This is a genomic window from Acinetobacter stercoris, assembly GCF_900323515.1.
In the GTDB taxonomy this organism is placed as follows: domain Bacteria; phylum Pseudomonadota; class Gammaproteobacteria; order Pseudomonadales; family Moraxellaceae; genus Acinetobacter; species Acinetobacter stercoris.
The window spans coordinates 1-15378 of the sequence record NZ_OOGT01000084.1 but is presented as its reverse complement, the minus strand read 5'-3'; the positions used below and the strand labels follow the sequence as shown (position 1 = coordinate 15378).

Sequence of the window (15378 nt, the reverse complement as noted above, 5' to 3'; positions counted from 1 at the left end):
GTATATCTGATTTGGTTGCATCTTCAGGAAAACTTATAATAAAGCCTGATTTTTTAAAAAATCATTGTAAAACATATTGTTAGGTTAACTATTATTTTTCATAATCGTTTTTTTTGAAATTTTTTGAATCAAATTGACTGGAGGAGTAAACAGTAATGAAATATTTTGTAATAGATTTTGTTTGATTGAATATAATTAAAGTATGTTAATAGATATTTCAATAATTTATTGAGACAAGGATTAATTCATTATGTGTTTGATAGAAGAAAATTAAGGATATCTTGATGTAATTCTTGTTGATCTGGGCTTAAGGTCATGAGATGGCCTGAGTTTGTGTATTCCTTTAATAATTTGTTTTTTGAGCGTACATGCATATAAATATATTCAGCACTTGTCTTATACAATGGTTCATCTTTTTTTCCATAAAATAGGGCGATTGGGCATGTGATTGTATCTATTTTACTTAATGTGTGCTGAATAAATAAATGGAAATCAGATATTTGTTGATCTGCTGCAGATTCAAGTTTAGTTATATTATTTTCAAAATCATTATTTGTGTGATTTTCAAGTTTATTCATATAGTCGGCATAATTCACCAGTCGTTTAAATATGTCTTTCTTCTCACGACCTTGTGGGGCAGACATAGTGATACAGCGATGAATATCAAACTCTTCAGCCATTTTTAAACTCATTACAGCCCCTAGTGAGATACCAATAACTGATATCTGTTTGCAGCCTGAATCTCTTAAAATTTGATACCCCTGAATAACATCATTCCACCAATCTTTGGGACCATACTTTATAAAGTCCTGAACTTTTAAGCCATGTCCTTGGTAAGCAGGTGTATAGCAGGTAAATCCATGATCATTCAAATAGACTGCTAGCAATTTCATGTCACGAACGGTGCTAGTATAAGAATGTAATAAAAGCACTCCGTGTTGATTGCCATTTAGTAATATGGGGTTGGGCTGAACGAGTTTGATCATTTTCGGGCTAGAAATTGTCTTTTAAGGTGCGGATTTTTGCGAATTCTTCGGCGCTTTCTACACGTAAAAAAGGATTGGTTTGCAGTTCAAGTTCAATGGTGCTTGGTAAGGTGATTTCACCATGTTCGCGTTGTTGTTTTATCCATGTTGCGCGGTCTTGCAGTGCTAAATTATCTGGTTCTACATGTAATGCAAATTGAGCATTTGAAAGAGTATATTCATGTGTACAATAAACTTTTGTACGAGGGGGAAGTGCTGCAAGGCGGTTCAGGGAGTGGTACATCTGTTCAGCAGTGCCTTCAAACAAGCGACCACAGCCCATGGCAAATAAAGTATCACCACAAAAAACACTATCAAGCTCATCAATAAAATACACAATATGACCAAGGGTATGCCCAGGTACAGCTATGATATCGATTTTTAGTCCGTGATAAGAAAAATTATCGTCATGCTGTAACGGATTTGAGATAAAAGGTATTTTGCTGAGCTCTTCGCGAGGTCCATAAACAGGGATCTCATGTTTTGCGATCAAATCAGGAACACCACCGATATGATCTTTATGCCAATGCGTCAACCAGATTTCTTCTAGTTTTAATTGGTGATTTATACAATAGTCTTCAACTAAATCAGCTTCAGTAGGGTCGATACAGATTGCAGTCTGCTGCTGGGTATCGATGAGCATCCAAATATAATTTTGTAAGGCGTTTTTGACATCAATGGCTTCAATTTTAAATCTAGAACTCATTTATCGATCCTGAATGAGGTTATTTAAATTATTTAAGCATAGCTAAGTTCGCATTGCCAATGCTTTTAAAGTGTATAACAGCAGATGGTCGCTGGAGATTAGGCATTTAAAAAAACCATACTGTTCGCATTTGATTCGCTGTTCACATGCAATACCTTGAATCAGTTTAATGATTATAATTTATTGTTTTTACTTGAGTTTGATGAGTTTTAGGGGCTGTGATTGTCTGATTCAATTCCATTTATTGTGGAAGAAGTTAAATAATCGAAAGATGTAGAAGCTATTGCTGTTATATAAGAAAGAGGATGACTGAGCAAAAAATATTTTTAATCTGAAATTTAATATTTCAGAATGATTTAACTTGTAAAACCTGGAGTTATTGTATTTTGTATAGAATATATTTTTTATTAAATTTAATAGCTTAGGTGTAAAAAAGCCAATCATCTGGAGATTGGCTTAATTTATTATAAGGGAGTTTATCCTAACGAAGTTTGGCGAGCCATTCACCAAGCATTTGTACGATTTGCACAAGCAATAGCAGGACAATAACAGTCAGGATAATTACACTATTATCAAAGCGTTGATAACCATAGGATACAGCCAAATCACCAATACCACCAGCACCTACAGCACCAGCCATAGCAGTTGCCCCGATCAGGCTGATTGTGGCTGTCGTCATATTTAAAATAAGTGAGCTACGTGCTTCGGGTAATATGAATTTGAAAATAATCTGAAATGGTGTTGCACCCATTGCTTGAGCAGATTCAATAATTCCTGAATTAACTTCAAGTAATGAAGTTTCAATTAAGCGCCCCATATAAGGACCAATGTAAATGGTTAATGGAACAATCGCAGCCCAGACACCAATTTGTGTACCTGTTAACCACTTGGTAAGCGGTAAAACGGCAACCAGTAAAATGATGAAGGGAAGTGAGCGTAATGCATTTACGACCGGGTTAAGAGCATGGTAAACAACACGATTCGGGAGAATACCTTCTGGACGTGTCACCAGAAGAATAATTCCCTGGATTAACCCCCATAAGCTACCAAAGATCAATGATACAACTACCATGTAGATGGTTTCTTGGATCGCTGTGACAAACTGATCTATAGAGAGTGCACTATGCCAGAATGGTTCAGAAATAACAGTGAGCCAGTGAACGATTAAATCTCTCATTTGTTTTGTACTCCTGACTGATTAACCCTGACACCATGTGATTGCAGAAAATCAATCGCATTTTGAATCGTGTCTTGTTCACCGAGTAATTGCACAAACATTTGTCCAATGACCGTGCCATCAATTTCAGTCATATTGGCAAATAAAATATTCAGGCTTAAATCAAATTGTTTAATCAATTGTTGAATAACGGGTTCTTGGGTAGATTGACCTAAAAATTGTAAACGGTAAATACTGTGTTGATGCTGAACTTCAAGCTTTTCCAGAATATTTTGAGGTAACTGTTGCTGCAGCACTGTCTCAATAAAGTTTTGAGTAGTAGGATGTTGAGGTTTACTGAAAATATCTACTGTCGTACCAGTTTCAATGACTTTTCCAGCTTCCATTACTGCAACATGATCACAGATAGTTTCAATCACATCCATCTCATGGGTTACCATTACGATAGTAATATTCTGTTCAATATTGATTTTTTTCAACAAGTCCAAAACAGATTTGGTGGTTTGCGGATCAAGTGCAGAAGTGGCTTCATCACATAGTAAAATTTTAGGATGATTTGCAAGTGCACGTGCAATACCAACACGCTGTTTCTGACCACCTGAGAGTTCATCAGGATATGCATTGTGTTTATGTGTCAGATCGATAAATGCCAAAAGCTCATTGACGCGTGCTTTTCGTTTTGCTTTATCTATTCCAAGTAAACGTAAAGGCATTTCAATATTTTCAGCAACAGTTTTGCTTTCAAGCAAATTAAAATGCTGGAAAATCATTCCAATATTGCTACGTTGCTTGCGCAGTTCACTTGCTGAAAGTGCAGTAAAATCTTGATCCCGAATAATGACTTGTCCTTGAGTTGGTCGCTCAAGCAGGTTAATTAGACGGATAAGGGTACTTTTGCCTGCACCACTATAACCGATGATGCCAAAGATACTGCCGTCAGGGATTTCTAGATTAATATCATCTAGTGCTTTGACAGTCTGGCCTTTGAGTTGGTAGTGTTTTGAAATGTTTTTAAATTGAATCATGTGATCAATAACTGTAGTAAAAATAAAAAACAGGCAAAAGGTTTGCCTGTTCATTTTAGCATTTTAAACTATTTAGCTTCTGTTAGGTAGCTAACTGGTTTGTTTACATCTACTTTAGTACCCTGGAAGTGGTCTTGGATGTATTTTTTAACTTCTTCGGTATGGTATAGATCACCTAATTTTTTAAGGGTAGGATCTTCTTTACGGCTATCGGCTACAGCAATGATGTTTACATTCATACGGGTAGATTGATCGATAGGTTCATGATAAATGGAGTCTTTTAATACGTTTAGACCACCTTCCATCGCAAGTACATTGCCTAATACAATAGCATCGACATCGTTTTTCACGCGAACAGCAGTTGCCATTTGAATTGGTTTGATGTTGATTTTTTTGCTATTTTCTGTGATGTCAGCAGGCGTTCCTTTAACATCATCAAAGTCAGCTTTTAATTTCACAAGACCAGCTGATTGTAAAAGTAATAAGGCACGAGATTCGTTAGCTCCATCATTTGGAATAGCGATTGTTGCACCTTGAGGAAACTCTTCAACTTTTTTGTATTTTGTTGAATATATACCCATTGGTTCAAGATAGGTTGTCGCGATAGGAGCGACCTTATCTTTGTTATTGGTATTATATGCAACCATATATGCATAAGACTGGAAAGCATTGGCATCAATGTCTTTGTTGGCAACAGCATTATTCATTGCCACATAGTCAGTAAAGTTTTGAACTTTTAATTCAATTCCAGCCTGTTTCGTCTGAGGTAAAGTTGCAATATAGTTCCAGATATCGGTATCTGAACCACTTGAAGCAATAGTTACTTTCTTTAATTCACCAGCATCAGCTGTTGCTTTGCTATCTTGCGCAGCTTCGTGTTTGCCACAAGCTGTCAAAAGAACAACAGAAGCACTTAGAACAACACCCAATATTTTCTTCATGAGTTAACGAATCCTAAATTAAGAATATGCATCATTGGAAATCGGATGCATTGTCATTTTGTCCTATCTGCTGCTTTAATTTGAAGCAAACAGATGCTATTCGCAAGGATAGGAGAGTCAATATAACTTTAGTTTCCATTTTCATCAGTAATTACAAGATTATGTGATGAAAACTACTTGATATTTATCATATCAAGAATCTGAAATGGAAAAAAAGANTTTCTATTTCAATACGGGAAGAAAATCTTAATTCTTCGAGTTATTTACTAAAGCCTGCGAGTATAAACACCCCTACATAGATGTCAAACTAATATTTATGACATAACTTATGCATAATTTGGAATATAGCGTGCAGTATAAGGTTAAATAAAAATAACTATTTGAAAAAAATCAAGCTCTCATAGAAGAGCTTGATTTGGAGTCATTTTAAAGAACTTAGGCTTGCTCACGTGCAATCGCACGATAACCAATATCCTTGCGATATTGAACGCCATCAAATTTCACTTTTTCAGCAAGTTCTAACGCCTTTGCCTGAGCTTCGCTGATGCTGTTACCTAATGCAGTGACACAAAGAACACGACCACCTGCAGTTACGATTTCTCCATTCGCATTTTTAGCTGTGCCAGCATGGAAAACTTTACTGTCGGCAATCTGAGTATCTAAACCAGAAATAACATCACCTTTTTTTGCAGTCTCAGGATAGCCTGCCGAAGCGAGAACAATACCAACTGTTTTACGATCATCCCATTGGGCTTCACTCGGAAGGTTTCCACTGATACCAGCTTCTACGAGATCAACTAAAGATGATTGCAAACGCATCATGATCGGTTGGGTTTCAGGATCACCAAAGCGGCAGTTAAACTCGATGACACGTGGTTGACCTTGTGCATCAATCATCAAACCTGCATATAAGAAGCCAGTATAAACATGACCATCTTTTGCCATACCTTCAACAGTTGGACGCATGATTTCATTCATTACACGTTCAAAAACATCTGCGGTAACAACAGGAGCAGGGGAATAGGCACCCATACCACCAGTATTTGGACCTTGGTCACCTTCAAAGATACGTTTATGGTCCTGAGAGGTTGCCATTGGCAAAATATTTTGACCATCAATCATACAAATGAATGATGCTTCTTCACCATCCAGAAATTGTTCAATAACTACACGAGAACCTGCATCACCAAACTTGTTGCCAGCAAGCATATCATCAATCGCATCAAATGCTTCCTGATTGGTCATGGCAACAATTACACCTTTACCCGCAGCTAAACCGTCAGCTTTAATGACAATAGGTGCGCCATTTTTTTCAACGTAAGCTTTGGCAGCATCGACCTCTGTAAATACATCATAGAATGCAGTAGGAATGTTATGACGCTTTAAGAAATGTTTGGCAAAGGCTTTTGAACCTTCAAGCTGAGCAGCATATTGAGTTGGTCCCCAGATTTTAACACCAGCAGTACGAGCAGCATCAACGACACCATTGACCAAAGGCGCTTCCGGACCGACAACAACTAAATCAATTTTATTGTCTTGTGCAAATTTAATAATGGCAGCATTGTCTAAAATATCTAATGCAACATTTTGGCATTTTGCTTCAGTTTCCGTGCCTGCATTACCTGGAGCGACAAAAACATTTTCTACTTTATCGTCTTGTGCGATTTTCCATGCCAATGCATGTTCACGACCGCCGCTACCTAAAACTAAAATATTCATACTCAAAAATCCTTCAAAAATAGAATCCCCCTAAATCCCCTTTGAAAAGTGGGACTCCTTCGTTCTATATCATATAGAAAACCCTCCTTTATTAAAGGAGGGTTAGGGGAGGATTTAAAATAATTAGTGACGGAAATGGCGCATACCAGTAAACACCATTGCAATACCATGCTCATCAGCAGCGGCAATGGTTTCTTCATCACGCATTGAACCACCCGGCTGGATGATGCATTTGATGCCAGCAGCAGCAGCGTTATCAATACCATCACGGAATGGGAAGAATGCATCAGATGCCATTACCGCACCTTCAACAACTAAACCTGCATGTTCAGCTTTGATGGCAGCAATACGAGCTGAGTTTACACGGCTCATTTGACCCGCACCTACACCGATAGTTTGACGATTTTTTGCATAAACAATTGCATTGGATTTAACGTATTTTGCTACTTTCCAGGCAAAAATTAAATCATCGATCTCCTGTTCAGTAGGTGCACGTTTAGTCACAACCTTAAGATCGTCTTTAGTGATCATGCCTAAGTCCTGATCTTGAACGAGTAAGCCACCATGAACGCGTTTATAGTCATATTGAGCTTCACGTGCATCAATTGCTGGAAGTTCTCCGCAAATGAGGACACGAACATTTTTCTTCGCACCAGTAACCTCAAGTACCCCTTCGGCAATACCTGGAGCAATAATCACTTCAACAAATTGGCGGTCAACAATTGCTTGTGCTGTTGCAACATCTAACTCACGGTTAAATGCAATAATGCCACCAAAAGCTGATTCTGGATCGGTTGCATAAGCGAGATCATAAGCAGCTTTAATACCGTCTAGTGAGACAGCAACACCACATGGATTCGCATGCTTAACAATAACGCAGGCAGGTTTGGCAAATGATTTAACACACTCTAGTGCTGCATCTGTATCTGCAATGTTGTTATAAGATAATTCTTTACCTTGAAGCTGTTTTGCTGTTGAAACAGATGCTTCTTTTGCATTTGCTTCTACATAAAATGCAGCTGACTGGTGTGGATTTTCACCGTAACGCAGGTCTTGCACTTTATTGAGCTGAGTATTAAAAGTACGTGGGAATTTGTCTGCTTCACCTTCGGTTTTACCTACACGGGCACCTAGATATGATGCGATCATGCCATCATATTGAGCAGTATGTTCGAAAGCTTTGACTGCCAAATCAAAACGTGTTTCATAAGAAAGTGAGCCATTTTCTTTAAGTTCATTGATAATTGCATCATAGTCAGATGCATTTACAACGATACCAACAGAGGCGTGGTTCTTGGCGGCAGCACGAACCATTGTTGGGCCACCGATGTCAATGTTTTCAATAGCATCAGCAAGAGAACAATTTGGTTTGGCAACAGTTGCAGCAAATGGATAAAGGTTTACGACAACCAGATCAATTGGATCAATGTTGTGTTCTTGCATTACAGCTTCGTCTAGACCACGACGAGCCAGAATACCGCCATGAATTTTTGGGTGAAGTGTTTTAACACGTCCATCCATCATTTCAGGAAAACCAGTATGTTCAGAAACTTCAACTACAGTGATATTGTTGTCTTTAAGCAACTTGTAAGTACCACCAGTAGATAAAATTTCCACCCCCAAATTTGCAAGATTTTCAGCAAATTCGACAATTCCTGTTTTATCAGAAACAGAGATCAAAGCACGTTTAATAGTCATGATATTGTCAACAGTTTTCAGTCTACAGATTAAAACAAATAGGCATAAAAAATGCCCACAGGCGTGAGCATTTTAACATTTATTCACTCATTAAACCGTGAGCTTTTAACTTTTTACGTAAAGTACCACGGTTAAGTCCCAGAATCTCAGCAGCACGTGTTTGGTTACCACGCGTATATTCTAGAACGACAGATAAAAGAGGTTTCTCCATTTCTGCTAGCACCATATCGTAAACCTGAGACGGCTGCTCACCTTGCAATTGTGCAAAATAATGGCGAACTGCGCGATCTACGTGAATACGAAGAGCAACATCAGATTGTGCAGTAAAAATAGGAGATTTGCTATTCATGCGAGTTAATCCGAAAATCCGATACCACTAAGTTACTAGTGGTATATCTATGTGGTCTAAAAATATATATGCCCCGTTTTAGGTCTTAAAACGGTAGCTCTAAAACAAGAACAATTAGCTTGCCACAGCTCGTGCAATTGATTAGAAAATAAGCGTAACAATACTTAAATATATGTTACCACGTTATCTTCGAACAAAAAACGATCTCTTTGCGCAATATTGAAAATAAAGCACATAAACAGACAGTATTTGTTGTGAAAAATTGCGAGGAGTTTGCAGCACAAAGCTTTCGTGGCGCGTATGATAGCATCCTCTTGAGAAAAATGAGCAAGAAAACTACATTTTTTTTAACTTTTTTTTAACTTTTTTTAATTTTAAGGGTGAATTACGTCTAATTGATAATGGTCAAAGCCATTTTTTTCAATGTCAATATGAAATTGGAAGAAAAATGGGCTATTGTTTGGAATTCTTTCGATACCTTGTAAGCTTGGAATCAGATACTCAGAAGGATGAATGATGTATCTTTTTATAATATGACCTTTCAACATAAGACTAAGTCTTAAATTTGGCATTTTAAGGCTGGATGGATAAGTATTGGTTAATATGCCTGAGAACTCGGTTTGTTGATCGTTATATTCAATCTTGATCTGTGAAGCTGTGATATTTTTATAGCGTGCTGGAACCGTATCAACATTTAATAATTGTGTTGTGGAAGTAAATGTATGGTTAAGAACGTTAGAACGGTCAAGTAACTGAGGATTGAACCATAAGATCTGATAGATTAGGACAATAATAAGCGTCAGGTTTAAGAGTATCCAGAAAGTGTAGTACAGGCGTTTACGCTTTTCTTCTATTCTGGAATATCTTGTTGAGCTTCCTGAAAGATTTAGACAGGGAAGAGCTGTGACAGGTTCATGATTAAAATAATTAAGATTATTTAAATAAGTTTGAAGGTCTATATTTGAGTTTTCAATTTTTCGATTAAAGATGTCCAGAACTTGAGCTTCTGGTCGGGTTTTTGATACTGGATCATGCTCTAGGCTTGAGCTAGAAGGGGAAATATCCTGAATATTTTCTTTTTTTGGGGATTCGGCATCTGTTTGGAAATTTCTAAGGTGACTAAGCGCGTTAAATGTTTGATTACATTTAGGGCAACAAACCATACCCTGAGCAACCGTCAGTTGAGGAACGGATACTTTATAAACTGTATGACAGTTAGGGCATTGGGTTTGTTTATGTGACATGGATACTTATTGGTACTTATGACGTTTACCAGAAATACGGCACCAGTTTTCTTCGCGTTTTTCAACATGCAGTACATCAAAAAACTCTGAATAAACTTCTGAGACATCGTTTACCTGTTCTTCAATCACACCTGCTAGTGCAAAATCTGCCTCAGACAGGACAAGATTGGCAAACTCGGAAGCCAATGACATTAATGGCCCAGCAAGGATATTGGCAACTAAAACATCTGCTTTTTGATCTTTAAATGTTTCATTAAACTCTTCTGGTAGTGCAACGTATAGGTTGTCTAATACACCATTTAATTCAGCATTTTGTTTGGTTGCAAGTACTGCTTGAGGGTCAATATCGGTTGCATAGACTTTTTTTGCACCGAGTAATAATGCAGCAACACCCAGGATACCTGAACCACAACCATAATCAATAACAGTTTTATCTTTAAGATCGACTGTACCTAGCCATTGTAAGCATAAGAATGTACTGGCATGGTTACCTGTACCAAACGCTAAGCCCGGATCAAGTTTGATGTTTACGGCATCGGCTTCAGGGGGTTCTAACCATTCAGGAACAATCCAGTATTTTTCAGAAATCTGGATGGGTTCGTAATAGTCCATCCATGAGCGTTCCCAGACCTGATCTTCAAGAAATTCGCTACGCATGTCCGCATCAGGCATTTGTGTACGGATAAAAGTTTCAAGAGCAGCTACATCAATTTGTTCATCATCTTCCTGAGCATAAATACCTGTGACAATGACTTTGTTCCAGAGTGGTGTCTCACCTGGAAGTGGCTCAAGCAAGTCCTGGTTTTCAGCATCATCTAATGTGACACTTACAGCTCCTAATGAACCCAATAATGTTTCTGTAAATTCAACTTGAGCTTGATCAACAGTAATATGAATTTGTAACCACTTCACAGAAATAACCTAATTTATTTTCATAAAATGCTATTGTAGCCGAAACTTTGAGATAAAGAACAAGAAATATATCAAGATCAAAAAAGATGAGTTGCTATTTATCCTTTTCGTGTAGCACTTTATTTTATGCAGTAGCTTTATATTTCTTCAAAAGAACAAGCTTTGACTTGTTCATTAAATAATCATGTGTTGTTGAACAATAAAAAAGTGGTTAGTCAAGCCATAACCACTTTAATATTAAAAATTAGCTAGCCGGTTGTTCTGCTACTGGTTGACCGCCTGCTGGAGCTGGTGGCTGGAACTGTAATTTTCCATTTTCATTGAGCTCACATGTTCCGTTAAATGTTACGCCTTGATAGCTATATTTTGTCCATTCCCCTTGCTTTTTCTTGTTACATGCGTTGAGTTGAAGACGTTCTTCTGAACTTACTTTAGTTGCCTTGGATGACTTGGCTGTTTTCGCTTTTTGCGGAGCAGCATTTGCAACACCTATACTGAGTAAACAGACTAGCGATGCAGACAACGTCTTGATTACGATATTTTTCATTGATCTATCCCTTTATTAAAGTTGATTGTTAGGTATGAAAAAAAATGCAACGAATATATTCTATGAAGTAACTGCTTAAAAGTTAATCTTTTTTTAGGAGCTTTGATAAGCTAAATTGTCACACTCTGTATGCTGTTGTGATTTTATGTAGACTATTTCGAAAAACATTTATTTGAATGCCTAATTTCTTGCTATAATATGCAGTCCTTTTTTTTAGTCTCTAGTAGTATGCATTATCCTAAAGTTTACGATGTCATTGTTATCGGTGGCGGTCACGCAGGTACGGAAGCGGCTCTTGCTGCGGCGCGTATGGGTCGACAGACTTTGCTCTTAACTCATAACATTGAGACTTTAGGGCAGATGAGCTGTAACCCTGCGATTGGGGGGATTGGTAAATCTCACCTTGTTCGTGAAATTGATGCCTTGGGCGGTGCGATGGCACTTGCTGCTGATAAAGGGGGTATCCAGTTCCGTATCCTGAATTCACGTAAAGGTGCAGCCGTTCGTGCAACACGTGCACAGGCTGACCGTATTCGTTATAAAGCGGCTATCCGACATACTTTGGAAAATCAGGCAAATCTCGATATTTTCCAGCAAGCAGCAGATGACTTGATTGTTGAAGGTGATACTGTTAAAGGTGTGGTTACTCAAATGGGTATCCGTTTTGATGCCAAAACAGTAGTTTTAACAACAGGCACTTTCCTCGGTGGTGTAATCCACGTAGGTCTGAATCATGCTTCTGGTGGTCGTGCAGGTGATCCACCTTCTATTTCTTTGGCGCATCGTTTGCGTGAATTAAAACTTCCAGTAGGTCGTTTAAAAACGGGTACTCCTCCGCGTATTGATGCACGTTCTGTCGATTTTTCTGTGATGACTCCTCAGCCTGGTGATTTCCCTTCTCCAGTGATGTCGTTTATGGGCGATGCTTCTATGCACCCAGAACAGATCAATTGTTATATTACCCATACTAACGAACGGACACATGAAATTATTTGTGGTGGTTTAGACCGTTCGCCAATGTATACAGGTGTTATTGAGGGCGTGGGACCACGTTATTGCCCATCAATTGAAGATAAAATTCATAAATTCGCTGATAAAGACTCTCATCAGGTGTTTTTAGAACCTGAAGGTTTGGATACACATGAGCTTTACCCAAATGGTATTTCAACGTCTTTACCTTTTGATGTTCAGTTTGAATTGGTACGTTCAATCAAGGGGATGGAAAATGCACATATTTTACGTCCAGGTTATGCGATTGAATATGATTATTTCAATCCACAATCTTTAAAATTCTCGCTTGAAACCAAAGCGATTAATAACCTGTATTTTGCTGGTCAAATTAATGGTACAACAGGCTATGAAGAGGCAGGTGCTCAAGGTATCCTGGCTGGTTTGAATGCTGCTCGCCGTGCTTGGGATCAGGAGCAATGGACACCTAAACGTGATGAAGCGTACATTGGTGTATTGGTGGATGACCTGATTACTTTAGGTACAAAAGAACCGTATCGTATGTTTACCTCACGTGCCGAATATCGTCTGATGCTTCGTGAAGACAACGCTGATCAACGTTTGACAGCAATTGGCCGTGAACTTGGTTTGGTTGATGATGCCCGCTGGGCTGCTTTCAGTGAAAAAATGGAAGCGGTTGAGCGTGAAACAGGTCGTTTACAACACCTTTGGGCAGCTCCGAATAATCCAATGGGCAAGAAATTTGTTGAAATGACAGGTGAAGATTTAAGTAAGGAATCAAGTGCGATTGATTTGCTTAAACGTCCAAATGTAACATTTGATCAAATTGCAGAGTTGACTGGTTCGGAAGTTTCTCAGCATGTAGGTGAACAAATTGAAATTGCAGTGAAATATGCTGGATATATTAATCGTCAGCAAGAAGATGTCGCTCAGATGAAGCGTCTTGAAGAAACACGTATTCCTGCTGATTTTGACTATGATGTGGTGTCTGGTTTGTCTCGTGAAATCACCATGAAGCTTAAAAATGTACTTCCTGAGACATTGGCTCAAGCAAGTCGTATTCCTGGTGTAACACCTGCTGCAGTACAATTGATCATGATCACGATTCGTAAAAATGCACAGATGCGAAAAACTGCTTAATTTACGTTATATAAAAAAACCCACATAAAGTGTGGGTTTTTTTATATATGATATCTATAAATCTAATAATAATCTTTTGATAATATTTCCTAAGGAAAAAACAAGAAAACGAATGCATTTCTAATTATTATTCAACTCAAATGAATCTGGTTATATTAGCTCTACGTTCAAAACAAGAGGTGAAAGCCATGACTATGAAATCAATTCGCTACAATAATGCTGAACTTGCATGCTGTTGTATGTGAAATTAAAACTCCACTTGAACATTATTTCCAGTATTTAATGGTGAGATTGAATACTGGAAATATTTAAAAATATAAAAAACAATAATTTAGAATTTAAGAGAAAACTATAAAATATAAAGCGAGCTTTTGACCTAGCTCGCTTTTTTTCTATTTCCAGATTAATGGTGATTGATTTTGTTGTTCTTCATTTTCAGGTCCCAGATCAATTCCCGTCCTGTCTTTAAGTAAAATTGAAGCAATGAACGCCAGCCCTGCCATGAAGCAGAGATAAACTGTGACATAAGTTGTACCACCAGTCGCGTTTACGATCCATGCAGCAATTAATGGGGCAAATGCACCACCGATGATTGAACCGATCGCATAGGTAATCGAGATTCCTGAAAATCGAATTGAAGCAGGGAAAAGTTCAGCATAAAACGTCGCCTGAACACCATAAGTCAGACCTATTCCGATAGATAAAATGGTTAGGCCTATTGCAATACTTGTGTATGTCCCTACATCTACGAAAGGGAAGAGGCATAATGCACCAACGATTTGTGCAATAGTGCCAATAACATAAATCTTTTTGCGACCAAACCGGTCCGATAAACTCGCTGATATCCAGGTGACTAGTGCCCAGATAACTGCAGAAGCCGTGACAAGTGAAAGTATGATGGTACGGTCTAACGCAAATGGTCCTTTAGGATTGGTTGTATAGTTTTGAATAAACCCACCTGTAGTCATATAACCGAGTGCTGTTACACCTGCGCATAAGAAAGCAGCTAGTAGGACAGAGCTTTTATACTGGCTAAATAATGTCTTGATTGGATTTTGAATTGTGGTTTTACGTTGTTTGATTTCTTCAAATACGGGACTTTCATCTACAGAACGACGAATCCAATGTCCAATTAAAAGTAAAACCAAACTAAACAGGAATGGAATACGCCAGCCCCATTCTACAAATTCATCACCAGGTGAAACGAAACCTGTCATGATAACCAGGACAAAAGAGGCAAGAAGTAAGCCTAAAGGAACACCAAGTTGCGGGAAAGCACCAAAACGGCCACGTTTTTCTACTGGGGCATGTTCGACAGCCATTAATACTGCGCCACCCCATTCACCACCTGCAGAGATCCCTTGAAGAATACGAAGGAAGATCAAGATTACTGGTGCGGCGACTCCAATGCTTGCATAGGTTGGAAGTAAACCGATTAATGTGGTTGTGCCGCCCATTAGGACTAGAGTAAGTACCAACATTAGTCGTCTACCTAACTTATCACCGTAATGACCAGCGATAAATGCACCGAGCGGTCTAAAAATAAAGCTGATCCCTATGGATGCGAAAACCAGAAGATTTGCAACGACAGGACCTGCGGGTGCAAAGAAGATTTGATTGAATACCAGTCCTGCAACTGCTGCATAAACGAAATAGTCATACCATTCAATTGTTGTCCCAATGACTGTTGCAAAAGCAACCCGTTTTTGACTTACTTTTTCATGATGCTGTGCCATGCTTTCGTCACGAATAACTGCTGACGATTCTATATTTTCCATAGCTGATTTTCCTTTTCGCTATATTTTTTGCTTTGAGAACTTCTTCCTGAAGCACTGTTCTATAATAGAACAATATGTTCGTATATAGAAAATTATAATGAGCATAATCTTGATTGTTGTCAATCAATTTGATTCACTTTTTTTATAT

13 protein-coding genes are annotated in these 15378 nt (G+C 38.2%); 1 reads left to right on the top strand and 12 read right to left on the bottom strand.

Annotated features, from left to right (window positions below; genetic code table 11):
* Positions 1 to 248 precede the first annotated feature (248 nt).
* The 11 genes from KPC_RS10255 to KPC_RS10205 all read right to left on the bottom strand — a co-directional run bounded on the left by KPC_RS10255 (position 249) and on the right by KPC_RS10205 (position 11343).
* Positions 249 to 986: an alpha/beta hydrolase gene (locus KPC_RS10255; RefSeq protein WP_121974282.1), complete on the bottom strand. Its 738-nt coding sequence runs from the start codon at positions 984 to 986 to the stop codon at positions 249 to 251.
* A gap of 7 nt (positions 987 to 993) precedes the next feature.
* Complete coding sequence (gene gloB / locus KPC_RS10250) at positions 994 to 1731, bottom strand: hydroxyacylglutathione hydrolase (RefSeq protein ID WP_121974281.1); 738 nt, start codon at positions 1729 to 1731, stop codon at positions 994 to 996.
* Positions 1732 to 2212: 481 nt separating this feature from the next.
* Positions 2213 to 2908, bottom strand: a complete 696-nt coding sequence (locus KPC_RS10245; RefSeq protein WP_121974280.1) for a methionine ABC transporter permease — start codon at positions 2906 to 2908, stop codon at positions 2213 to 2215.
* On the bottom strand, positions 2905 to 3933 hold the full coding sequence (locus KPC_RS10240; protein WP_121974279.1) for a methionine ABC transporter ATP-binding protein: 1029 nt from the start codon (positions 3931 to 3933) through the stop codon (positions 2905 to 2907). Before KPC_RS10240 ends, KPC_RS10245 begins: the two co-directional genes overlap by 4 nt.
* Before the next feature lie 68 nt (positions 3934 to 4001).
* On the bottom strand, positions 4002 to 4874 hold the full coding sequence (locus KPC_RS10235; RefSeq protein ID WP_121974278.1) for a MetQ/NlpA family ABC transporter substrate-binding protein: 873 nt from the start codon (positions 4872 to 4874) through the stop codon (positions 4002 to 4004).
* A 435-nt stretch (positions 4875 to 5309) separates the two neighbouring features.
* Positions 5310 to 6593, bottom strand: coding sequence for a phosphoribosylamine--glycine ligase (purD, locus tag KPC_RS10230; RefSeq protein WP_121974277.1), 1284 nt, complete (start codon positions 6591 to 6593; stop codon positions 5310 to 5312).
* Between the two features lie 123 nt (positions 6594 to 6716).
* Positions 6717 to 8291 carry a bifunctional phosphoribosylaminoimidazolecarboxamide formyltransferase/IMP cyclohydrolase gene (purH, locus tag KPC_RS10225; RefSeq protein ID WP_121974276.1) on the bottom strand — a complete coding sequence of 525 codons (1575 nt, stop codon included), beginning with the start codon at positions 8289 to 8291 and terminating at the stop codon, positions 6717 to 6719.
* 79 nt (positions 8292 to 8370) lie between these two features.
* A complete protein-coding gene (gene fis / locus KPC_RS10220) occupies positions 8371 to 8640 on the bottom strand; it encodes a DNA-binding transcriptional regulator Fis (RefSeq protein WP_001086304.1) in 270 nt (89 codons plus the stop codon).
* A 374-nt stretch (positions 8641 to 9014) separates the two neighbouring features.
* Entirely contained in the window at positions 9015 to 9884 is an 870-nt protein-coding gene (locus tag KPC_RS10215) for a DUF3426 domain-containing protein (RefSeq protein WP_121974275.1), read from the bottom strand.
* A gap of 6 nt (positions 9885 to 9890) precedes the next feature.
* Positions 9891 to 10796 (bottom strand): 50S ribosomal protein L11 methyltransferase, encoded by a 906-nt coding sequence (gene prmA, locus KPC_RS10210; RefSeq protein ID WP_121974274.1) that lies wholly within the window; start codon positions 10794 to 10796, stop codon positions 9891 to 9893.
* A 244-nt stretch (positions 10797 to 11040) separates the two neighbouring features.
* Complete coding sequence (locus tag KPC_RS10205) at positions 11041 to 11343, bottom strand: hypothetical protein (protein WP_121974273.1); 303 nt, start codon at positions 11341 to 11343, stop codon at positions 11041 to 11043.
* A 228-nt stretch (positions 11344 to 11571) separates the two neighbouring features.
* Between KPC_RS10205 and mnmG the strand changes: the two genes are divergently transcribed.
* Positions 11572 to 13452 carry a tRNA uridine-5-carboxymethylaminomethyl(34) synthesis enzyme MnmG gene (gene mnmG, locus KPC_RS10200; RefSeq protein ID WP_121974272.1) on the top strand — a complete coding sequence of 627 codons (1881 nt, stop codon included), beginning with the start codon at positions 11572 to 11574 and terminating at the stop codon, positions 13450 to 13452.
* A 392-nt stretch (positions 13453 to 13844) separates the two neighbouring features.
* Here mnmG and KPC_RS10195 read toward each other — a convergent pair whose 3' ends face one another.
* Positions 13845 to 15230 carry an MFS transporter gene (locus KPC_RS10195; RefSeq protein WP_121974271.1) on the bottom strand — a complete coding sequence of 462 codons (1386 nt, stop codon included), beginning with the start codon at positions 15228 to 15230 and terminating at the stop codon, positions 13845 to 13847.
* Between the last annotated feature and the right edge of the window lie 148 nt (positions 15231 to 15378).

What these genes read in the sequence shown, in the direction of transcription:
- KPC_RS10195 (WP_121974271.1), bottom strand. Translation starts at nt 15,230, where the DNA reads ATGGAAAATATAGAATCGTCAGCAGTTATTCGTGACGAAAGCATGGCA.
- mnmG (WP_121974272.1), top strand. Translation starts at nt 11,572, where the DNA reads ATGCATTATCCTAAAGTTTACGATGTCATTGTTATCGGTGGCGGTCAC.
- fis (WP_001086304.1), bottom strand. Translation starts at nt 8,640, where the DNA reads ATGAATAGCAAATCTCCTATTTTTACTGCACAATCTGATGTTGCTCTT.
- KPC_RS10205 (WP_121974273.1), bottom strand. Translation starts at nt 11,343, where the DNA reads ATGAAAAATATCGTAATCAAGACGTTGTCTGCATCGCTAGTCTGTTTA.
- purH (WP_121974276.1), bottom strand. Translation starts at nt 8,291, where the DNA reads ATGACTATTAAACGTGCTTTGATCTCTGTTTCTGATAAAACAGGAATT.
- KPC_RS10240 (WP_121974279.1), bottom strand. Translation starts at nt 3,933, where the DNA reads ATGATTCAATTTAAAAACATTTCAAAACACTACCAACTCAAAGGCCAG.
- KPC_RS10245 (WP_121974280.1), bottom strand. Translation starts at nt 2,908, where the DNA reads ATGAGAGATTTAATCGTTCACTGGCTCACTGTTATTTCTGAACCATTC.
- KPC_RS10235 (WP_121974278.1), bottom strand. Translation starts at nt 4,874, where the DNA reads ATGAAGAAAATATTGGGTGTTGTTCTAAGTGCTTCTGTTGTTCTTTTG.
- KPC_RS10255 (WP_121974282.1), bottom strand. Translation starts at nt 986, where the DNA reads ATGATCAAACTCGTTCAGCCCAACCCCATATTACTAAATGGCAATCAA.
- KPC_RS10215 (WP_121974275.1), bottom strand. Translation starts at nt 9,884, where the DNA reads ATGTCACATAAACAAACCCAATGCCCTAACTGTCATACAGTTTATAAA.
- gloB (WP_121974281.1), bottom strand. Translation starts at nt 1,731, where the DNA reads ATGAGTTCTAGATTTAAAATTGAAGCCATTGATGTCAAAAACGCCTTA.
- purD (WP_121974277.1), bottom strand. Translation starts at nt 6,593, where the DNA reads ATGAATATTTTAGTTTTAGGTAGCGGCGGTCGTGAACATGCATTGGCA.